The 20215-nt window shown below is 70.3% G+C and carries 23 protein-coding genes and 1 pseudogene; 15 read left to right on the forward strand and 9 right to left on the reverse strand.

Going from position 1 to position 20215, the window contains the following annotated elements:
• Positions 1-143 precede the first annotated feature (143 nt).
• Positions 144-1052 carry a DUF4097 family beta strand repeat-containing protein gene (locus HNR40_RS35230; protein ID WP_184969177.1) on the reverse strand — a complete coding sequence of 303 codons (909 nt, stop codon included), beginning with the start codon at positions 1050-1052 and terminating at the stop codon, positions 144-146.
• A 35-nt stretch (positions 1053-1087) separates the two neighbouring features.
• Entirely contained in the window at positions 1088-1600 is a 513-nt protein-coding gene (locus tag HNR40_RS35235) for a hypothetical protein (protein ID WP_184969179.1), read from the reverse strand.
• Positions 1601-1687: 87 nt separating this feature from the next.
• Here HNR40_RS35235 and HNR40_RS35240 point away from each other — a divergent pair, with 87 nt between their 5' ends.
• Positions 1688-2611 (forward strand): GNAT family N-acetyltransferase, encoded by a 924-nt coding sequence (locus tag HNR40_RS35240; protein WP_221341235.1) that lies wholly within the window; start codon positions 1688-1690, stop codon positions 2609-2611.
• Positions 2612-2629: 18 nt separating this feature from the next.
• Positions 2630-4096 (forward strand): AAA family ATPase, encoded by a 1467-nt coding sequence (locus tag HNR40_RS35245; protein ID WP_221341236.1) that lies wholly within the window; start codon positions 2630-2632, stop codon positions 4094-4096.
• 11 nt (positions 4097-4107) lie between these two features.
• Here HNR40_RS35245 and HNR40_RS35250 read toward each other — a convergent pair whose 3' ends face one another.
• Positions 4108-5085 carry a radical SAM protein gene (locus HNR40_RS35250; RefSeq protein WP_221341237.1) on the reverse strand — a complete coding sequence of 326 codons (978 nt, stop codon included), beginning with the start codon at positions 5083-5085 and terminating at the stop codon, positions 4108-4110.
• Positions 5086-5162: 77 nt separating this feature from the next.
• Between HNR40_RS35250 and HNR40_RS35255 the strand changes: the two genes are divergently transcribed.
• From HNR40_RS35255 to HNR40_RS35275, 5 genes are read left to right on the forward strand one after another with little or no spacing between them, the layout of a single operon-like run.
• Positions 5163-5486 (forward strand): DMT family transporter, encoded by a 324-nt coding sequence (locus HNR40_RS35255; RefSeq protein ID WP_184969183.1) that lies wholly within the window; start codon positions 5163-5165, stop codon positions 5484-5486.
• Positions 5483-6016: a TetR/AcrR family transcriptional regulator gene (locus HNR40_RS56660; RefSeq protein WP_221341238.1), complete on the forward strand. Its 534-nt coding sequence runs from the start codon at positions 5483-5485 to the stop codon at positions 6014-6016. Before HNR40_RS35255 ends, HNR40_RS56660 begins: the two co-directional genes overlap by 4 nt.
• A 21-nt stretch (positions 6017-6037) precedes the next feature.
• Positions 6038-6595 carry a GNAT family N-acetyltransferase gene (locus HNR40_RS35265; protein ID WP_184969185.1) on the forward strand — a complete coding sequence of 186 codons (558 nt, stop codon included), beginning with the start codon at positions 6038-6040 and terminating at the stop codon, positions 6593-6595.
• Entirely contained in the window at positions 6592-7602 is a 1011-nt protein-coding gene (locus HNR40_RS35270; protein WP_184969187.1) for an aminotransferase class V-fold PLP-dependent enzyme, read from the forward strand. Before HNR40_RS35265 ends, HNR40_RS35270 begins: the two co-directional genes overlap by 4 nt.
• Positions 7599-7901: a DUF952 domain-containing protein gene (locus tag HNR40_RS35275; protein WP_184969189.1), complete on the forward strand. Its 303-nt coding sequence runs from the start codon at positions 7599-7601 to the stop codon at positions 7899-7901. Before HNR40_RS35270 ends, HNR40_RS35275 begins: the two co-directional genes overlap by 4 nt.
• A 383-nt stretch (positions 7902-8284) precedes the next feature.
• On the opposite strand, the gene HNR40_RS35280 is transcribed toward HNR40_RS35275, so the two are convergent.
• A complete protein-coding gene (locus HNR40_RS35280; RefSeq protein ID WP_312896633.1) occupies positions 8285-9220 on the reverse strand; it encodes an NmrA family NAD(P)-binding protein in 936 nt (311 codons plus the stop codon).
• Positions 9153-10067, reverse strand: a complete 915-nt coding sequence (gene sigJ / locus HNR40_RS35285) for an RNA polymerase sigma factor SigJ (protein ID WP_184969193.1) — start codon at positions 10065-10067, stop codon at positions 9153-9155. The genes HNR40_RS35280 and sigJ overlap by 68 nt, the downstream gene beginning before the upstream one ends.
• A gap of 114 nt (positions 10068-10181) precedes the next feature.
• Here sigJ and HNR40_RS35290 point away from each other — a divergent pair, with 114 nt between their 5' ends.
• The 4 genes and pseudogenes from HNR40_RS35290 to HNR40_RS35300 all read left to right on the forward strand — a co-directional run bounded on the left by HNR40_RS35290 (position 10182) and on the right by HNR40_RS35300 (position 13021).
• Positions 10182-10700 (forward strand): YceI family protein, encoded by a 519-nt coding sequence (locus HNR40_RS35290; RefSeq protein WP_184969195.1) that lies wholly within the window; start codon positions 10182-10184, stop codon positions 10698-10700.
• Positions 10701-10752: 52 nt separating this feature from the next.
• Positions 10753-10911: pseudogene (locus HNR40_RS57935) on the forward strand (class I SAM-dependent methyltransferase); the annotation flags it as partial.
• A gap of 38 nt (positions 10912-10949) precedes the next feature.
• Positions 10950-11303 carry a nuclear transport factor 2 family protein gene (locus HNR40_RS35295; RefSeq protein WP_184969197.1) on the forward strand — a complete coding sequence of 118 codons (354 nt, stop codon included), beginning with the start codon at positions 10950-10952 and terminating at the stop codon, positions 11301-11303.
• A 1478-nt stretch (positions 11304-12781) separates the two neighbouring features.
• Positions 12782-13021 carry a hypothetical protein gene (locus HNR40_RS35300; protein ID WP_184969199.1) on the forward strand — a complete coding sequence of 80 codons (240 nt, stop codon included), beginning with the start codon at positions 12782-12784 and terminating at the stop codon, positions 13019-13021.
• Between the two features lie 88 nt (positions 13022-13109).
• Here the strand turns inward: HNR40_RS35300 and HNR40_RS35305 are convergent, their stop codons facing one another.
• Complete coding sequence (locus HNR40_RS35305) at positions 13110-13571, reverse strand: hypothetical protein (RefSeq protein WP_184969201.1); 462 nt, start codon at positions 13569-13571, stop codon at positions 13110-13112.
• Between the two features lie 276 nt (positions 13572-13847).
• Between HNR40_RS35305 and HNR40_RS35310 the strand changes: the two genes are divergently transcribed.
• Together HNR40_RS35310 and HNR40_RS35315 are read left to right on the forward strand one after the other, a co-directional pair.
• Positions 13848-15572: an enoyl-CoA hydratase-related protein gene (locus HNR40_RS35310; protein ID WP_312896634.1), complete on the forward strand. Its 1725-nt coding sequence runs from the start codon at positions 13848-13850 to the stop codon at positions 15570-15572.
• A gap of 16 nt (positions 15573-15588) precedes the next feature.
• A complete protein-coding gene (locus HNR40_RS35315) occupies positions 15589-17118 on the forward strand; it encodes a helix-turn-helix domain-containing protein (RefSeq protein ID WP_184969203.1) in 1530 nt (509 codons plus the stop codon).
• Positions 17119-17150: 32 nt separating this feature from the next.
• Here HNR40_RS35315 and HNR40_RS35320 read toward each other — a convergent pair whose 3' ends face one another.
• From HNR40_RS35320 to HNR40_RS35330, 3 genes are all read right to left on the reverse strand, one after another.
• Positions 17151-17993, reverse strand: a complete 843-nt coding sequence (locus HNR40_RS35320) for an EamA family transporter (protein ID WP_184969205.1) — start codon at positions 17991-17993, stop codon at positions 17151-17153.
• A 117-nt stretch (positions 17994-18110) separates the two neighbouring features.
• Positions 18111-18248 carry a hypothetical protein gene (locus HNR40_RS35325; RefSeq protein ID WP_184969207.1) on the reverse strand — a complete coding sequence of 46 codons (138 nt, stop codon included), beginning with the start codon at positions 18246-18248 and terminating at the stop codon, positions 18111-18113.
• A 60-nt stretch (positions 18249-18308) separates the two neighbouring features.
• Complete coding sequence (locus tag HNR40_RS35330) at positions 18309-19106, reverse strand: SDR family NAD(P)-dependent oxidoreductase (protein ID WP_184969208.1); 798 nt, start codon at positions 19104-19106, stop codon at positions 18309-18311.
• 55 nt (positions 19107-19161) lie between these two features.
• Between HNR40_RS35330 and HNR40_RS35335 the strand changes: the two genes are divergently transcribed.
• A complete protein-coding gene (locus HNR40_RS35335; protein ID WP_184969210.1) occupies positions 19162-19758 on the forward strand; it encodes a TetR/AcrR family transcriptional regulator in 597 nt (198 codons plus the stop codon).
• A 77-nt stretch (positions 19759-19835) separates the two neighbouring features.
• Positions 19836-20192 carry a 5-carboxymethyl-2-hydroxymuconate Delta-isomerase gene (locus HNR40_RS35340; RefSeq protein WP_184969212.1) on the forward strand — a complete coding sequence of 119 codons (357 nt, stop codon included), beginning with the start codon at positions 19836-19838 and terminating at the stop codon, positions 20190-20192.
• Positions 20193-20215 lie beyond the last annotated feature (23 nt).

A 20215-nucleotide genomic window follows, 5' to 3' on the forward strand; every position in this document is an offset into this window, starting at 1 on the left:
AGCGGGGGTGAGAAAGACCAGTGGCGGGCCCCACCCCCAGGGCCCGCCACTACCGGCGCCTGTTCCCCCTCCCCCGGGGGACAGGCGCCGCCTCCGTTCGGCCAGGCGGCGTGCGGACGCCGGGGGACCTCGAAAGACGGGGGTCAGGCGCGGCGGATGGTGATGTCGCCCTCGTGGCTGCGGGCGCGGATCTCGACCGTCTCCTCGAACCCCTCCGGCCCCTCGCGCGGCTCCAGGGTGTTGACCAGCCGCCCCTCGGCCGTGCTCACGTCCAGCAGCGCCGCCGTGCCCTGCCGGATGCCGACCTCCAGGTCGCCGCCGGTGCTCGTCAGCACCACGGTGCCGCGCCTGACCTGCCCGATGCGCACGCTGCCGTACACCGTCTTGGCCTCGACGCCGCCGTGGGCGCGCTCGACCTGCATGTCGCCGTGCACGCCGGTCAGCCGCAGGTCGCCGGTGACCTCGCCGATGGCGCATTCGCCGTCGTCGTTCCTGATGACGGCGCTGCCGTGGATCTCGTGGATCCTGACCTCGCCGGAGCCGGTGGTGATCTCGGCGCGGCCGTGGGCGCGGTCCAGGGAGATCTCGCCGCTGTCGGTGGTCAGGCGGACCGCGCCGGCCTGGTCGAGGCGGATGTCGCCGTAGTCGGTGCGCAGGCGTACCTCGCCCAGCCGCCCGGTGCAGTGGAACTCCCCGGCCATCGCCTCACCCTGCACGTGGGAGCCGGAGGGCACCTCGATCGTGACGCTGGGCGAGGACTGTCCCCACTCGCCGAGCATGCGCACCAGCCCGGACAGGCTCCAGCCGGGCCGCCTGCCCACGGAGGCGGCGGCTTGGCGTACCGTCCCGGCCAGGCCGGGGTCGCGGGGCGCGGCGGAGGAGACCATCAGGGTGCCGCCCTCGTAGACGGCCTGGATGTCGCCTTCCTGCTCGCCGTCGCCCGGCCACACCTGCAGCACGGTGTCGGTGCGGTCGCTGGCGATGATCCTGACCTCGCCGCCGGGCAGGTCGATCCTGACCGTGATCGGCTCGGGCGTGTCGAACGTCGGCATGGGAACCCTCCTCAAAGATTGCTGGTGTGGACCGCTCAGCCGACCCAGCCGCTGTAGCGGCGGCCGTCGGCTGCGGGCCGGCGGGTACGGCGGGCGGAATCGAACGTGGCCGCGACGGCGCGCACGAGCCAGGTGTTGACCGACAGGCCCTCCTGGCGCGCGGCCTCCTCGATGAGGCCCTTGAGCTGCTCGGGCAGGCGGAAGTTGATCCGCGCGGTGCCGCCGTCCTTGCCCGCGGCGGCGGGCGGATCCGCCTCCTCGTAGGAGGACTGGTCGTAGGAGGACTGGTCGTGGGGGTGCTCGGCGGGCGAGCGCGTCAGGACGAAGGCCGGGTCGCCGCGGCGCAGGCGCACCTCCACCGAGCCGGGCGCCATCTCGCGGGTGATCTCGTCGGCGGCCTCCGACAGCGCCTCCAGCAAGATGAGCCGCACGGAGGACTCCAGGGGCGCGGCGAGCCGCTCGGCCAGCGCGACCGCCTCATCGCCGCCGCCCTGCGCGGCGGCGGCCAGCTCCCGGCGGAGCCGGTCGGCGTACGACGTGAGATCCATGGCACCACTATGACGCCAACCATGCGCCATCGCAAGCCAGTTGGCGCCATAATGGCATCAGGACAAAGAGGGCGTTACCCTGCCCAGGTGATTTCCTACCGCCCCGCCACCCCCGCCGACCTCGACCGCGTCACCGCCTGGACCGTGCGCGAGCCCATCGGCTGGATCGACGCCGGCCAATTCCGCAAAGACCTGGCCGAGGGCATGTACCGCCCGCAATGGACGTGGATCGCCGAGGACGGCGACGGCCGCATGGTGGGCCGGGCGCTGTGGTGGGGGCGGGCCGCCGCCGCGCACCCGGTCGCGCTCGACTGCCTGGACATCGACCCGCTGGAACCAGACCGTCAGGCGATCGCCGCCGCCCTGATCGGCGCCGCGCTGGCCGGCATCCCGGGCTCGGCGCAGTACACCATCAAGGCCGCCGGCGGCTGGCGCGAGGACCCGCCCACCGCCGCCGCGGTGGGCTGGCGGCGCGCGGCCGCGCACGCCGCCGGGCTGAGTCGCGAGGTGGAACGCCTGCAGTTCGCCTGGACCCCCGAGGCGGGCGTGCCCGCCGCCACCGGCGCGCTGCGGTTCGCCGAGGCGGGCGATGAGGAGTTCCTGGCCGTGTTCGAGCGCATCGCCGAGGGCAGCCTGGACGCGCAGACCCGAGCGAGCGTCGCGGCCAAGGGCCCGCGCCAGAGCGCCCGCGAGGAGATGGACTTCTATCTGAACGCGCCGGGGGAGCGGCACTGGTGGCGCCTGGCCCACACCCCCGGCGGGCAGGTGGCGGGCATGGCGATCCCGTCGGCCACGCCGTACCACGTCAATGTGGGGTATCTCGGCGTGGTGCCACAGTGGCGCGGGCGCGGCTACGTCGATGAGATCCTCGGCGAGATCACCCGCCTGCACGCCGCCAACGGCGCGCCGCGCATCACCGCCACCACCGACCTGGCCAACGCGCCCATGGCGGCGGCCTTCCGGCGGGCGGGCTACCAGGTCACCGAAATCCGGCTGAATCTCGCCAACTGACCTGCCACTGTGGGGTCCATGGATCTCAGCGACGCCACGAAGCTGGCCCGTGCCCTGCAAGAGCTTCTCCGGGACGCCCACGACGAGATCAACCAGTCCAAGCCGACCCCCGAGCTGGTCGCCCGCGTCACCGGTCACCTGGGCAGCCCGCTGCAGCACATCGCCAACGTCATCGCCACCTTCCCCACCTGGGAGCACGTCAACCTGCAGCGCGGCATCGACGCCTACCTGGCCGAGCACGCCCCCGACGCCCAGTGGTTCGGCATCGCCGGGCAGGGGCGTGAGCACGAGGACTTCGTCAACATGCTGGCCAGCGCCGCGCGCGGCTATGAGCGTTTCGAGCCGGGCGCGGTCGACTACACCACCGCGCCGATCGGGCCGGACGAGACGGTCGAGGTCATCGCGCTGGGCCTGATCCTGGCCCACGCGCCCGGCGGCGAGCCCGTCGTCATCGGGCTGCGCGGCCCGCAGCAGCACGGCCCGCCCCAGAGCCACGTCGTCGTGCTGGCCACCGACCGCACCATCGCCACCCGCACCCGGGAGGCGATCGAGGGGCACATGCGCGCCCACGACATCTACCGGGGCCAGATCCTGTCGTTCGAATGGAGCGAGCACCGCGGCAACGACCTGGTCACCTTCCTGCCCCGCCCCCAGGTCAGCGCCGAGCAGGTCGTCCTGCCCGAGGGCGTGCTGGACAGCATCGAGCGGCACATCATCGGGATCGGCGAGCACGCCGTACGGCTGCGCGAGCACGGCCAGCACCTCAAGCGCGGCCTGCTGCTGCACGGGCCGCCCGGCACCGGCAAGACCCACACCGCCCGCTACCTGATGGGCCGCATGCGCCAGTCCACGGTCATCGTGATGACCGGCTCGGCGATCAGGTTCGTCACCCAGGCGGCCGGCCTGGCGCGGCGGCTGCAGCCGGCGATCGTCATCCTGGAGGACGTCGACCTGGTCGCCCGCGACCGCTCCTACACCGAGGACGGCAACCCGCTACTGTTCGCGCTGCTGGATGCGATGGACGGCGTGGGCGCCGACGCCGACGTCACCTTCGTGCTCACCACCAACCGCGCCGACGTGCTCGAGCGGGCGCTGGCCGACCGTCCCGGCCGGGTGGACCTGGCGGTGCGCATCCCCAAGCCGGACGCGGCCGGACGGCGCGAGCTGCTGCGCCTGTACGCGCGCGACATGCGGCTGGAGGCCGACCTGGAGCCGATCGTGGAGCGCACCGACGGCGCGACCGCCTCGTTCTTCAAGGAACTGCTGCGCCGCGCGGTCCTGATCGCGCTGCGGCGGGCCGAGACCGTGACCACGCTGTCCGGCGAGCACCTGGGCCGGGCGCTGGAGGAGATGCTGGATGAGCGCCAGACGCTGACCCGGGCGCTGCTCGGCTCCGGCGAACGGGTGCACGAGGGCGAGGAGGTCGATCTGTTCGACACGCCGGCCCCGATGTTCGGGCCCGGCATGCACCTGCACGGCCCCTGAAACCCGCGGGGCTACACCAGCGCGAGCTGCGCCGCCTTGGGCGCGGGCGGGGGCGGGGGAGCGGGGGCGCCGAAGGCCAGGTGGTAGTCGCGGCACAGCTGCTCGATCTGGCCGAGGATGCGCTGCTCGTAGCCGGGCGAGGGCAGCCCGGCCGGGTCGTACAGCTCCTCGTAGCGTTCGGCCAGGGCGGGGTGGGCCCGCCGCAGCCACGTCAGGTACCAGGCGCGGGTGGCGGGCGGCAGGCGCAGCACGATCGCCTCCACCCCGCCCGCGCCGCTGGCGGCGATGCGCCGCACGGTCGCGCCCAGCTGGTCGGCGGCATCGCTCAGCAGCGGCAGCACGGGCGCCATCAGCACCCGGCACGCCACCCCCGCCTCCACCAGCGCCGCGACCAGCTCCAGGCGGGCCTGCGCGCCGGGCGCGCCCGGCTCGACGGCCCGCCGGATGCGCTCGTCGACGAACGCGATCGAGACCGCCACCCGGGCGCCGGCCGCCGCCAGCAGCTCGGCGTCGCGCAAGACCAGCGAGCTCTTGGTGTAGACGGTGAACGGCACGCCCGCATCACGCAGCGCGGCCACGACGCCCGGCATCAGCCGGTAGGTGCGCTCGGCCTCCTGATAGCAGTCGCCGCTCAGTCCCACCGCGACCGGCGCGCCGTCGAAGCGCTCCAGCTCGGCCCGCAGCCGCGGCACGGCGTTGGCCTTGACCACGATCCGGGTGTCGAAGTCGCGCCCGGCGTCCAGGCCGAGCCTGCGGTGCCCGGCGCGGGCGCCGCAGCCGCGGCAGGCATGGGCGCAGCCGCGATAGGGGGAGATGCCCCACTGCTGGGCGATGCCCGCGACCGGCGGCACCCGCTCGATCATGGTGCGGGCCTGGGTCTCGTAGAAGCCGCCGCGCAGCACCGCACGCCGTTCGATCAGCGGCCTGTGCTCGCCGGCCTCGACTAGCGAAAGCGCGTCCCACTCCACGAGCCCAAGTGGAACACGCATTCGACTGTGTTGGCAAGCGGATCCGCCGCATCTAAACTGGCACGCACGTACCACTTTTTGGGAAAGGCTCCACCCCCATGGCCTGGCTCCTGCTCGCCCTCGCCATCGTCAGCGAAATCGCCGCGACCTCCGCGCTCAAACTCGCCAACGGCTTCACCCACCTCGGCTGGAGCATCCTGGTCATCGCCGGCTACGCCACCTCCTTCGCCCTGCTCGGCAAGGCCCTGCAACTCCAGCTCGAGATGGGCACCGCCTACGCCATCTGGTCCGGCGCCGGCACCGCCGCCATCGCCCTCATCGGCTTCGCCTTCATGGGCGAGAGCCTGTCCCCGCTCAAGATCGGCGGTATCGTGCTCATCATCGCCGGCGTCATCGTCCTCAACCTCGCGGGAACGCATTGACCAAAAAACCCCAGGCCCGCGCCACCCAGCGCCGCACCGCCCTGCTCAACGCCGCCGTCGACCTGCTCACCGAAAACGGCTTCGCCGCCCTGACCCACCGCGCCGTCGCCCACCGCGCCGCACTGCCCCTGGCGGCCACCACCTACTACTTCGCCTCCCGCGACGACCTGCTCGCCGAAGCCTTCACCCACCTCGTCGAACGCGAACTCCACCACCTACGCCGGCACGGCCTGGCCGGCCTCGCCGACGACCTCGCCGCCACCGACCGCCTGCACCAGCTCGGCCTGTGGGAGCTGTACGTGCACGCCGGCCGCGACCCCGCCCTGCAGGCCATCGCCCGCCGCTGGAGCGACGGCTGCCTCGCGGTCACCGCCGACCACCTCGCCCTGCCCCCCGCCCACCCCCGCGCCCGCCTGCTCTACGCCACCGTCTGCGCCCTGTGGCTGGAACACGTCGTCGAGCAACGCCCCCTCGACGACCTGCGCACCCTGCTGGCCCTCGCCGTGGAAAACGCCTCGCGCCCCGAATGACCGATGCCTACACTTCCCTGCGTGCTCAAACCCACCTATCCGATCACCACCGACCGCCTCACCCTGCGCCCCTTCACCCCCGAAGACCTCCACGACCTGCACGCCTACGAATCCCTGCCCGAAGTCGCCCGCTACCTCTACTGGGAGCCCCGCGACCTCGACACCAGCCGCGCCTTCCTCGACAAGAAGATCGCCCGCACCGCCCTGCTCGACGAAGGCGAAGCGATCGACGTGGCCATCACCCTCACCGACACCGGCGAACTGGCCGGCAACTGCGTCCTGATCTGGACCAGCAAACAACACCGCCAAGGCGAGATCGGCTACGTCCTGCACCCCCGCTTCCACGGCCGCGGCTACGCCGCCGAAGCCACCCGCCCCCTGCTCGGCCTCGGCTTCGACGACCTCGGCCTGCACCGCATCGTCGGCCGCCTGGACGCCCGCAACACCGCCTCGGCCCGCGTCCTGGAAAAACTCGGCATGCGCCGCGAGGCCCACCTCATCGACAGCGAGTACGTCAAGGGACAATGGGCCTCCGAAGTCGTCTACGCCATGCTCGCCCGCGAATGGCAGAACCCATGACCACCTGGCACACCCTGTGGGACGCCCGCCCCGGCTGGCTCAACACCGCCAGCTACGGCCTGCCACCACGCCAGGCCTACACCGAACTGCAAACCGTCCTGGACCAATGGCGCCACGGCAGCAGCGACTGGAAACCCTGGGACGACAGCGTCGCCCGCGCCCGCACCGCCTTCGCCCGCCTCATCGGCGCCCCCGCGGCCGACGTCACCGTCAGCTCCACCGCCTCCCAGATCAACTCCACCATCGCCACCGCCCTGCCCGAACGCGCCCGCGTCCTGGTCCCCGACATCGAGTTCACCAGCAACGTCTTCCCCTGGGCCGTGGCCGCCGACGTGGAAACCGTCCCCCTGGCCCGCCTGGCCGAGCACATCACCCCCGCCACCACCGCCGTCGCCTTCAGCCTCATCCAGTCGGCCACCGGCGAACGCGCCCCCCTGGCCGACATCATCGCCGCCGCCCGCGAACACGACACCCTCGTCATCGCCGACGCCAGCCAGGCCTGCGGATGGCTGCCGATCACCCCCGACGGCATCGACGCGCTGGTCTGCGCAGCCTACAAATGGCTCATGGCCCCCCGCGGCGCCGCCTTCGGCTACCTGTCGCCCCGCCTGCGCGAGCGCATGCGCCCGCTGGCCGCCAACTGGTACAGCGCCCCCGACCCCACCACCGCCTTCTACGGCATGCCGCTGCGCGTGGCCGCCGACGCCCGCGCCTTCGACCTGTCACCGGCCTGGTTCTGCTACGTCGGCGCCGCCCCCGCCCTCGAACTGCTCACCACCCTCGGCGTGGACGCCGTCGGCGCCCACAACCTCGCCCTGGCCAACCACGTACGCGCCGGACTCGGCCTGCCCCCGGGCGACAGCCCCATCCTGTCCCTGGCCGCCGACCCCGCCCGCCTGACCGCCGCCGGCATCACCGCCGCCACCCGCGCCGGCCGCGCCCGCCTGTCCTTCCACGCCTACAACACCCTCGCCGACGCCGAACGCGCCCTGGAGGCCCTGACATGATCCTGCACCTGGCCCTGGCCGCCGACTGGCACGCCACCGGACCCGGCGGCTACCAGGTCTCCACCCTCGGCAAAACCCTGCAGGAAGTCGGCTTCATCCACTGCAGCCACGACCGCGCCCAGCTCGACCAGGTCGCCGCCACCTTCTACGCCGGCGTCACCGAGCCAATGCTCGTCCTGCACATCGACCCCACCGGCCTGGACGTACGCGAAGAGAACGGCTTCCCCCACCTGTACGGCCCCCTGCCCACCGCCAGCGTCACCGCCGCCCACCCCTACTCCCCGGTACGGCCGGCGTAACCCACTTCACCACCGCCCGGCGGACCCGATCCTTCGGTACCGGCCTGCGCACCGGCACTCTGGCCGGCCTCGCCACCCTGATCGCGGTACTCGCCGTCGGCATCCCCGAAGCCGCCGTCTGGGCCAGCCGGCGAGCGGGATACCTGAGCACCGGCGACGCCCTGCCACCCACCTGGCAGGCGGCCGTCCTCGACGTCATACGCCCGGAATTCCTCATCGCCATGATCGTCTTCTGGGCGGCCGGCACCATCGGCGGCGCCGCCCTCGGCACCGCCCTCGCCCGCCCCCACAACCACGCCCCCGACCCGGCCACACCCAGCACCCCCTGACACCGCCCACCCACGGCCGGGCCGTACCGACCACCAGCAGTCAGGCCGTACCGATCACCCGCCGAAAGCGGCCGCCCGATCCGCCACCCACCGCGCATACGTCAACGCCGCACGCCCCGTCACCCGCTCCACCGCCGGCGACACCTCCGCCACCCTGCCCACCCGCGCAGCCAGCCCCTCCACCAGCTCAGCCACCACCGGCGCCGGCATCCCATGCCCCACCGCCTGCTCCACGAACACCTCCCGCGCCACCTCCTCGAACCGCAACGGCCGCCCCACCGTCTCCCCGATGATCCGCACCCGCTCCACCTGCGTCAGCGACTGCGGCCCCGTCAGCACGAACGCCTCACCCACCAGCCGATCCACCAACGCCCACACCGCCACCGCCGCGATGTCACGCGGATCCACCGGCGCCAGCGCCGCCCCGCCGCACACCCCCCGCACCACATCGCCCGCGGCGATCTGCGGCGCCCACGCCAGATCATTGGTCATGAACGCGTCCGGCCGCACGAACGTCCACGCCAGCCCCGACGCCTCCACCGCCTTCTCCACCCGCAGATGCTGCTCACCCACCCACCCCGGCCGCTCGAACGTCACAGCCGACGACGACAGCACCACCACGTGGGCCACCCCCGCCTCCCGCGCCGCCGCGCAAAAGGCACCGGCCGCGTCGAACACCGGGAACAGAAACACCCGCACCACCCCGGTCAACGCCGCCGGAAACGACTCCGGCCGCCGCAGATCACCCGCCACGACCTCGACCCCATCGGGGAAGACGTGCGCGGCCGGCTCACGCGTCAGCACGCGTACCTTCTCACCGGCCTCCACCAGCTCACGCACCACGCAAGCGCCCACATTGCCACTGGCACCCGTCACCAAAATCAACAGCAGAACCTTTCTTTCCGAATATCGACAGACACCTTCAGTCCGTCGTCCACGAGCGAAGCTTGTGAGGATTACGCACACCCCAGATGCGCTGAATCCGGTCACCGGCGACGTCGAACGCCATCACCACCACCGTGACCCCGTCATGCACCGCCACCAGACCCGGCTGGCCGTTGACCGTACGCTCCACGATCGCCATGCCCGGCACCAGCCGCGTGATCTCCACGATGTAACGCGCGATCGCCGGCGCGCCCTCCACCGGACGCAACGCCGCACTCACCACACCGCCGCCATCACCCACCGCCGTCGCGTCCGGAGCCAGCAGCCCCACCAGCGCCTCGATGTCCCGGGCCTCCCACGCCCGCTTGAAGTCCCGCACCACACCCGCCTGCCGCGCCACCGCCGCACGCGGCACCTGTGCCTCCCGCACCCGCCGCCGCGCCGAAGAAGCCAGCTGACGGCACGCCGCCGGACTCCGCCCGACGATCTCGCCCACCTCGGCGAACGAATACCGGAACACATCGTGCAAGATGAACGCCACCCGCTCCGCCGGCGTCATCGCCTCCAGCACCACCAGAAACGCCATGTTCAGCGACTCATCCAACGTCACCCGGTCCGCCGGATCCACCGCAGCCCCACCCAGCCGCCCCGCCGCCCAATCCGTACGACCGGGCAACGGCTCCGGAATCCACTCACCCACATAGCTCTCCCGCCGCGCCCGCGCCGAACCGAGCACATCCAGGCAGATACGGCTGGCCACCTTCGTCAGCCACGCCCCCGGAGACGCGATCGCCTCCTGCTGCTCAGCCGACATCGCATACCAGCGCGCGTACGTCTCCTGCACCACATCCTCGGCATCAGCCAGCGACCCCAGCAGCCGATACGCCAGATTGATCAACTGCCGCCGCTCACTCATGATCGCGCTCAGGCTCGGATCGATAGGGCTGCTCATGGGGTCCCGACTTCCTCAGATGGACATGCCGTCACCCCTACGACGAAACACCACCACCACATGTGAGGTCACACCGGCACCTCACATTCCGCCCCGCCACCTCGTCGGACGACCATGACCAAGCTCAGCGACCTCACCGGCGCCTACACCCTCGACCCCGCCCGCACCCGCATCGGCTTCACCGCCCGCCACACCATGGCCAGCCGCGTCCACGGACACTTCACCTCATACGACGCCCACGCCTACCTCGACCCCGAAACCCCCGCCAACTCCACCATCGACCTCACCATCCACACCCACAGCCTCACCACCCACAACCCCCAGCGCGACCGGCAACTCCTCACCCACTTCCTGGGCCTCGCCGACCACTCCGCCATCACCCTCACCTCCACCGGCCTACGCCAGCGCACCCCCACCACCTACACCCTCACCGCGGACCTCACCATCCGCGGCACCATCCGCCCCATCACCCTCGACGTCCACTACCGCCCCACCACCGACGGCCCCCACCTCAAAGCCGCCCTCACCGTCAACCGCCACGACTGGCACGTCAACTGGAACACCGCCACCACCCTCATGGTCAGCCCCACCGTCATCCTCGAACTCGACGCCATCGCCACCCGCCGCCCCTGACCCTCAATGCGCGTGCGCCCGCTCCCACGGCACCCCCTCCAGCCGCGCCGCCATCCACGCCCACCGCGTCACCCTCCAGCAAGCCACCGTCGAGCACCCGCCCGCCTACGACCGGCCCCTCGACGCCATCCTCACCATCAACACCCTCGGCATGTGGCCCCACCCCACCCAGCGCCTGGCCGACCTGCGCACCCTGCTCAAACCCGGCGGCCGCATCGCCATCACCACACGGCCCCCTACGATCACCCCATGCCCGACACCCGCGCCCACGCCCAGCACTTCGCCGACACCTGGCAACACGGTTGGACCCACCACGACGCCGACGCCATCCTCACCCTCTACGCCGACGACGCCGTCCACACCTCGATGCCCTTCCGCCCACCCCACCGCGGAAAAGCAGAGATCGCCGAATACATCCACCGGTCCTTCGCCGAAGAACACACACCCCGCGCACACTTCAGCCCACCCCTGGTGGACGGCAACAACGCCGCCATCGAATACCACGTCACCGACGGCGACAACACCCTGGCCGGCTGCGTCTTCATCACCTTCGACAGCGACGGCCGCGCCCTACACACCAGGGACTACTGGCACGAGGCCTAACCCCGCACCCGCGCCACCGGGGGAGCACCCACCGGAGCCGGAGCAGGAGCCACAGGCCCCGGCGCCGAACCCACCCGAACCTGACGCACCGCCGGCTCGGCACGCTCCGCGCACCCACCCTGGCAATACCCGTTCGACACGATCAACCGCCCACGCGCCGCCGTATACGACTCACGACCCGACGCCGGCAGCACCCCCTGACACACCTGGCACAACACTTCGTTCCCCATGCGGGTCCCCTTCCGGACGCGTACCAGATATCCAGAGTAAGCGCACCAAAACCATCCAAGGCGGCATTTCAACGACTCGTCAAGAAACGCGTCAACCCGAGCACCCTCCACCAGGCGGCAACCGGGCCGGGGCCGGCGAGGGATGCCGGGTGCTCGTGGAGGGTCACCGGCCCCCGCAGAAGCGTCCAACGGGCCCACCCGGCGCGGGGGAGAAGCCGCCACAGGGGGAGGAACCACCCGCCGGGCACAAAGAGTGAGGCCGCATGCCCGCGCACCGGAGCGGCGCGGGCATGCGGCAGCCGAGTCCGGGGGACCACCCCCCAGCGCCCCCACCGGGCTCGGAGCACACAAAGGACATTTCCGTGAATGTCCGAACAAGGCCATCTTTTACGGCCTTGCCCACCGATGGATCATCACGCCAGAAGCCCACCCGTGTCAATTCCCGACCAACACTTGAGATGGTGCAAATTTCGACAGTTGATCGTATGAATCCCCAGGCCACCCAGGTCCTGGCGCGATTATCCGGATTGCGGTCAACCGCTTTAACGCTTCACGGGCAATCACTTTCCGGAAATTCACACAGGAATATGGCAGGCACGCAAAGAAATGGGATGACAGCCGTCCGCTGCCGGCCACCCGCGGGGGAGCGGAGCCCAACTCTCCTGCCACACCGCATTACCCCCACGTTCACGATCGCCCGCAAGCGCGCCCCGGGGGACCGACACCATGAGTCACCACCACCGACACCCCTTCACCCCGGACGCCAGAACCACCGACCGAAAGCCCGCCACACCAACGCCGACGCATCCAGGCGAGAGCGCCGCCACGAGGGGCAACCGGTCTACGGCAAGACCGCCATAAGCCCCCGGGACGCCGCCGCACGTCAGCAGCGCGACACGGACGGCCCGGCAGCAGGCGCCGCCATCCTGGACGCGCGGAGACGCCGGCCGGTGTACACACGCGACGGCGGGCGCAGGCAAGGCGGACACACCGAGAGGGGGTCAAGATCACGTTAACTTGACATAATGTACATTATCGAGCAAACGCGAATGATCGGCTCAACCCGGGAAAACGCCACACAAGCCATCCTGCCGCAACGCACCACACGCATCACGAACCCCGCAGCGCGCCCAGAGCCGCCCACACAGACCCGTCCGCACCGGGCCACGCCACAGACAACACGCGTCCACGGCAAGTTGCAGCGGGCGCGTGTGCATGATCTCGCTCAGCGCGGGCAGCACGCAGGCCATGTCAACAACGGCCCTCGTCGCACTCACCGGCGTCGTGGCGGCCGGTGCCATCTGGCTCATCGTGCTGGCCGCCCGGCTCACCCGTCACCCCCGCAACCGCCCCGCCCCCAGCCCCGACCTCGTCGGCCAGGCGCTGGAGATGAAGGCGCTCGGACAGGTACAGGAGGCGGTCTTCCTCGTCCGCGGCGAGACCGGGATGAGCCATCGCGCCGCCGCACGCTTCGTCCGCCGCCTCTAGCCACCCGCCGCTAATCACCCCAAAATACGCTATACCGGACAGAAGGTGAATTCTGTCCGGTATAGCTCATGCGCTCAGAAGGCCGTCGTCACGGGGCTTTGTATTCCTTCGCGGGCCCGCAGTAACTGATGCCGACCGGGCTGTTGCTGTAGCGGCACACCTGCACCACGACGCGGTCGATCGTCCGCACACCCGAGGCGTCGGCCAGCGTCAGCGCGACCGGGACGGTGGCGTCGTCGGCCTTGACCTGCCCACCGGCCACCTTGTCCGATCCGTGGTACGCGCTGAAGCTCGCCCGGCTGTACAGGGCGTCGGGCGCGCAGGTGGAGAACTCGCGCTCGTCCGACAGGGTGCCCGTCACCTTCACCGTGGGCTTGATGACGGGGCCGGTGACCCATTCCAGGCTTCCCTCGGTGGAACCGCGCTTGCACGAGTCGCCGGAGTCGGCCGCGTAAGGCACCGTCGCCGCCGTGGTGGCGGTGGCCGGCTGGGCGGTGAGCAGGCCCGTGGCGGCGACGGCGGCGAGCAGGAGCGGGACGCGTAGACGCATGTCATCGACCTTCCGTGTGGGGGTCAGATCCGGGGCCCATCGTGTCGGAGGGGGCTTTTGTTGGGCTTTTTCGCAGGGTGGGGGCCGCTCCCCTGGCGTCGCCGTACCGGATAGTTGGTGATTTTGCGTGAATTGTCAGCGGGGAGTGCCGGTTCGTGTCAACATCTTGTGGCATGTACGGGTCATTTGGGGCTGCCGAAACCACTGAGGTCCGCCGCCCGGGTGCGGCCATCTGAGTGGTGTCCCCCGCCCGTCCGCTCCCCCGTCGTTTGCGGGGTGTCGTCCTTCATCGCGATCGTCCGGAGGCTGTTTCCGTTGCGCATCCTGCTGCTTTGCTCGTCCTTCAACGGCCTGACCCAGCGTGCGTGGCTGGAGTTGCGGCGTGCCGGTCATGACGTGAGCGTGGAGTTGGCGCTGTCGGAGCGGGTGATGCTCGAGGCGGCGGAGCTGGCGAAGCCGGATTTGGTGATCTGTCCGTTTTTGAAGGAGAAGGTGCCGGGGCTGTTGTGGCAGCGGCATCGGGTGGTGATCATTCACCCGGGTCCGCCCGGGGATCGGGGGCCGTCGTCGCTGGATTGGGCGATCGCGGATGCGGAGCGGGAGTGGGGGGTGACGGCGTTGCAGGCGGTGGAGGAGATGGACGCGGGGCCGATCTGGGGGTATCGGATGTTCGCGCTGCCGGTGGAGGCGCCGCGGAAGTCGGCTTTGTATAACGGGCCGGTGGCGGATGCGGCGGTGGAGTTGGTGGTGGAGGTGGCGGAGAAGGCGGGTGATGCGGGGTTCGTGCCGGTGCCGCTGGATTATGGGCGGCCTGAGGTGGTGGGGCGGTTGCGTCCGGCGATGCGGCATGTGGATCGGGTGGTGTCGTGGTCGGAGCCGACGGAGGCGATCGTGCGGCGGGTGCGGGCGGCGGATGGGGCGCCGGGTGGCCGGGCGGAGTTGTGCGGGTTGGCGGTGCGGGTGTTTGACGTGTATCGGGGTCCGGCGTTGGTGGGGCGGCCGGGTTCGGTGGTGGCGCGGCGTGAGGGGGCGGTGCTGGTGCATACGGGTGATGGGACGGTGTGGGTGGGGCATCTGCGGCTGGATCGTGCGGATGGGGTGAAGTTGCCGGCGGTGATGGTGCTGGGTGATCGGGTGGGTCATCTGGAGGAGCGTGCGGGTTATACGGAGATCACGTATGAGCGCAGTGCGGGTGTGGGGGTGGTGAGTTTTGATTTCTACAACGGGGCGATGGCGACGGATCAGTGCCGGAGGTTGGCGGCGGCGTTGCGGTATGCGGGTGAGCAGGATACGCGGGTGCTGGTGGTGCGGGGTGGGGAGACGTTTTCGAATGGGATTCATCTGAATGTGATCGAGGCGGCGGCGCATCCGGAGTTGGAGGCGTGGATGAACATCAATGCGATCAATGCGGTGTGCCGGGAGATCATCGAGTGTCGTGGGCAGGTGGTGGTGGCGTCGGTGGGGGGTAGTGCGGGCGCGGGTGGGGTGATGATGGCGCTGGGTGCGGATCGGGTGCTGGTGCGGGAGGGGGTGGTGTTGAATCCGCATTATCGGACGATGGGGTTGTTCGGTAGTGAGTTTTGGACGTATGTGCTGGCGCGGCGGGTGGGGGTGGCTGCGGCGGAGCGGTTGACGGAGGGGGCGTTGCCGGTGGGTGCGGTGGAGGCGGTGGAGCTGGGGTTGGCTGATCATGTGCTGGGTGGGGGGCGGCTGGAGTTCGAGCGGTCGGTTTTGGAGTTCGCGGAGCGGTTGGCGTCGGGGGGTGAGTGGGAGGCGCTGGTGGCGGCGAAGGGGGTGGCTCGGGCTGACGATGAGCGGCGTAAGCCGTTGGATGCGTATCGGGTGGAGGAGCTGGCGGAGATGAGCCGGGACATGTTCGATGACCGGCGGGGTTTTCGGGGGGCGCGGTCGGCGTTTGTGCGGAAGGTGCGGGCGGAGGTGACGCCGGGGTATTTGGCGGTGCATCGGGATGGGTGGGGGGCGGGCGGATCTCATATGTGAGATAGGTTGTGGCGCTATGGCGGATGACTATCTTGCGCGGATCGGTCGGTTGATTCGGGATGCGCGTCAGCATCGTGGTTGGACGCAGTTGCAGTTGGCGGATGCGTTGGCGACGAGTCAGAGTGCGGTGAACCGGATTGAGCGGGGTAATCAGAACATCAGTCTTGAGATGATCGCTCGGATCGGTGAGGCGTTGGACAGTGAGATTGTGTCGCTGGGGTATGCGGGGCCGATGCATTTGCGGGTGGTCGGTGGGCGGCGGTTGTCGGGCAGCATCGATGTGAAGACGTCGAAGAACGCGTGTGTGGCGTTGTTGTGTGCGTCGTTGCTGAATGCGGGGCGGACGATTTTGCGGAAGGTGGCGCGGATCGAGGAGGTCTATCGGATTTTGGAGGTGCTGGCGTCGATCGGGGTGCGGGCGCGGTGGATCAATGAGGGTAGTGATCTGGAGATTGTGCCGCCGGGCCGGTTGGAGTTGGAGGCGATGGATACGGAGGCGGCGCGCCGTACGCGGAGTGTGATCATGTTTTTGGGGCCGTTGATGCATCGGACGGGGCGGTTCCGGATTCCGTATGCGGGTGGGTGTGATCTGGGGACGCGCACGGTGCAGCCGCATATGTCGGCGTTGCGGCATTTTGGGTTGGATATCACGGCGACGGGCGGGTTCTATCACGCGCAGGTGGATGGCGGGGTGTCGCCGAAGCGGGCGATCGTGCTGACCGAGCGCGGGGACACGGTGACGGAGAACGCGCTGATGGCGGCGGCGCGGCATGACGGGGTGACGGTGATCCGCAACGCGTCGTCGAACTACATGGTGCAGGACCTGTGCTTCTTCCTGGAGGAGCTGGGGGTGAAGGTCGAGGGTGTGGGGACGACGACGTTGACGGTGCACGGGGTGCCGGTCATCGATCGTGATGTCGACTACTCCCCCAGTGAGGATCCGGTGGAGGCGATGAGTCTGCTGGCGGCGGCGGTGGTGACGTCGTCGGAGCTGACGATCCGGCGGGTGCCGGTGGAGTTCTTGGAGATCGAGCTGGCGGTGCTGGAGGAGATGGGCCTCGATCACGATCGGGGCGGTGAGTACGCGGCGGCGAACGGGCGTACGCGGCTGGTGGATCTGACGGTGCGGCCGTCGAAGCTGGTCTCCCCCATCGACAAGATTCATCCGATGCCGTTTCCGGGGCTGAACATCGACAATGTGCCGTTCTTTGCGGCCATCGCGGCGGTGGCGCAGGGGTCGACGCTCATTCATGACTGGGTGTATGACAATCGGGCGATCTATCTGACGGAGCTGACGCGGCTGGGGGCGTCGGTGAAGTTGCTGGATCCGCATCGGGTGCTGGTGGAGGGTCCGACGCGGTGGCGGGGGTCGGAGATGATGTGCCCGCCGGCGTTGCGTCCGGCGGTGGTGGTGCTGCTGGCGATGCTGGCGGCCGAGGGCACGTCGGTGCTGCGGAACGTGTATGTGATCAATCGGGGGTATGAGGAGCTGGCGGAGCGGCTGAACGCGGTGGGCGCGCAGATCGAGACGTTCCGCGACATCTGAGCCGTTTTCTCGCTGTACGGCCGCGCGTGGTGTCAGCCGGCGGAGATGGCCAGGACGCCGATGAGGGAGATGGCGATGCCGATCTGCTGGGGGCGTTCGAGTCGTTCTTTGAGCACGATGCGGGCCAGGGCGATGGTGACGATGGTGTGCAGGGAGGCGAGGACGGCGGCGACGCTCACCAGGCCGAGGGTGGAGGCGGTGGTGTAGAGGAAGTCGGCGACGATGACGAGGGCGCCGATGGCCGCCAGGACGGGCAGGTCGGCTTTGGGGACGCGGACGCGGTGGCGTTTGACGATGATGACGGTGGCCAGGGCGAGGACCGAGGTGAGGCGGGCGGTCAGCAGGGCCCAGCCGACGTCGCCTTCGCCGGCGTTGTGCATGGTGTGGAAGAAGATGCCGAATCCGGCGGCGGCGAGCAGGCCGTACAGGATGCTGGGCAGGGTGCTTGAGGCGGCGCCGGTGGTTGTGCCGGGCCGGTAGGAGGTGGCTGCCAGTCCGAGCAGGGCCAGGGCGAGGCCGGTGAACTGCAGGGGGCCGGGGATCTGGCCGCCGGCCAGTCCGATGAGGAGCGGGACGGCGGGGGCGGTGGCGGCGACGGGGGCGACGATGGACATCTTGCCGACCGACAGGCCTCGGTAGAGGGCGGCGATGCCGGCGAGTTCGCCGAGTCCGGCGATGGCGGCGTGGCCGAGGGTGGAGGCGTCGGGTAGGGCCACTCCCCTGGTGGCGGCGATGAGGGTGAGCAGGATGAGTGCGGTGCCCTGGGAGATCAGCAGCACGGACAGGACGGGCAGGGTGCGGCTTTTGAGGCCGCCGAGGAAGTCGGAGACTCCCCAGCCGAGGCTGGCACCCAGGGCGAGGACGATGGCGAGCATGGCGGACCCTTCACAACTTCCGTTACATGTAACCGGAAAGCTAGCACGGATTTCCGTTACACGTAACCGAGGTTTCCGTCGTCCTACGGAGAGCGGCTGTTGATCTGCTTTCGATCGCTACGGGAGGGCCATGGTGCCGAGGTCGCGTACCACGCCCTTGGAGATCGAGCTCACCGCCGTCACGCCGACGGTGTTCGCGGGCAGCGGCGCGGGCCCCTCGTTCAGCGACGCCTTCATGCCCGTGATCTTCTCCACCCTGTCCGACGGTACGGCATGCGCGCCACCCCGAAGATCACCTGAGCTCTCCGTGGGGTGTTAAGGGAGGGCGGACCGGGTCACCGTGCGGAGGATTTCGGCGAAACGCCGCGCCTGGTCCCGGTCCACGGCCAGCGGGAGGGGCTTGCCCTTCTTCCAGGCCGTGAGCGGCTCGGCCGGCGGGTGGTCGATGAGCGCGGCGATCGGCGGCACGGCCCTGGCCACCGGCTGGGCGAACACCGCCGACGCCACCCGCATGAGGCCGCGCAGCGGCTGCCTGAACGGCTCGTGCAACCCGGTCGCCACGAACACCGGGTTGTACAGCACATACCTCGTCCGCCCGGAGAGGTAGGCCGTGCCCAGCAGTTCGCTGGCGGCCGCTCCCTGCAGGGTCGCGGTCAGCCCCCGGTAGTTGTCCTTCAGCTGCAGGTCATCCCAGTGGACCCGGCCGCCCTGACCGGCCCCGCACAGGTTGACGATCACCGGCGCCGGCGCCCTCTCCAACGGCTCACGCAGCCCCTCGGCCATGAGCCAGCGGTTGAGCACGTAGAGGGCGAAGGTGTGCTCGACACCCTCCTCCGTTTCCACGCGGACCGGGTTGAACCGGAACGCGGCCAGCACCAGCGCGTCGATCACGGGGTACTCGGTCGCGAGCCGCTCGATCAGGGCGCGGGTCCGGCGCAGGGAGCTGAGGTCGGCTCTGACGAACCGGGCCTGCGGGGCGGCCTCGCGCAGGCGCCGCCCGCCCTCCCGGCTGCCGCCCACGGCCACGACGTGATCGCCGCGCTCGGTGTAGTGGCGGGCGAGGGCTCTGCCGATGCCGTTCGTGCCGCCGGTGATCACGATGGTCCGCGCCATAACTTGAGGTTCTCCTCAACTTGAGATGGGCCTCAACTTAGCTAGGATCGCGGGCATGCGCAAGGACGCCGTACACAACCGCGAGCGCCTGCTGCGAGCGGCCCGGGAGCTGTTCGCGGACCGGGGCCTCGACGTGCCGCTTGAGGAGATCGCCCGCTCGGCCGGCGTCAGCATCGGAACGCTCTACAACCGCTTCCCCACCCGCGACGCCCTGGTGGAGGCGGTGTTCGCGGATCGTGCGGCGACCGTGACCGAACTGGCCGAGAGGGCGCTGGCGATGGACGACGCCGGGGAGGGGTTCGCCGCGTTCCTCACCGGAGTGTGCGAACTGCAGGCCGCCGACCTCGGCTACAACGACCTCGCCGCGCGGACCGTCACGGTGGACGGGGATCGCGGATTCGGCCTGATGGGACAGATCCTCGAACGCGCCCGGCGATCCGGGCACCTGCGCGGCGACGTCACCCTCACCGACATGGCGTTCGTGGTGTGGGGGGTGGCGGCGACCGTCAAGGCCACGTCCAAGGTGGCGCCGGGAGTCTGGCGGCGCCACCTCGCCCTCGCCCTGGACGGCCTGCGCCCGGCCGCCGCCCGGCCCCTGCCGGTGCCGCCCATGTCCACCGAGCAGACCCGGGCCGCGATGCGGGAGTGCTGAGCCCCTTTGGCCGCCCGTGGCCGCCGGCGCATGGGTTAGCCTGCGGGCGTCATTCGGGTGAAAGGGAGTGAGCAGGGGTGCCGCAGGTCACTGTGGAGTATTCGGCCGTGTTGCGGGAGGCGTTCGACCGGCGGGCCTTCGCGCTGGCCCTGCACGAGGAGGGCGCGGCGGTCGTCGGGGGGCAGGTGGAGGCGTTCAAGTCGCGCTTCTACCGGATCGACGACGGGGTCATCGCGGGCGGGGACGCCCGGGAGGCGATGGTGCACGCCGCAGTGGCGATCTTGCCGGGGCGCGAGGAGGAGGTGCGGCGGCGGCTGGCCCAGGTGGTCGTGGAGTTGCTCGGGCGGCATGTGCGGCCGGTGGCGGGGATCCGGGTGCAGCTGACGGCGGAGGTGCGCGAGCTGGAGGTCTACCACAAGGTGGTCCTGGAGTAGGCCGGTAGACGATCTGCGCGAAG

This window comes from Nonomuraea endophytica, from assembly GCF_014203235.1.
GTDB lineage: Bacteria > Actinomycetota > Actinomycetes > Streptosporangiales > Streptosporangiaceae > Nonomuraea > Nonomuraea endophytica.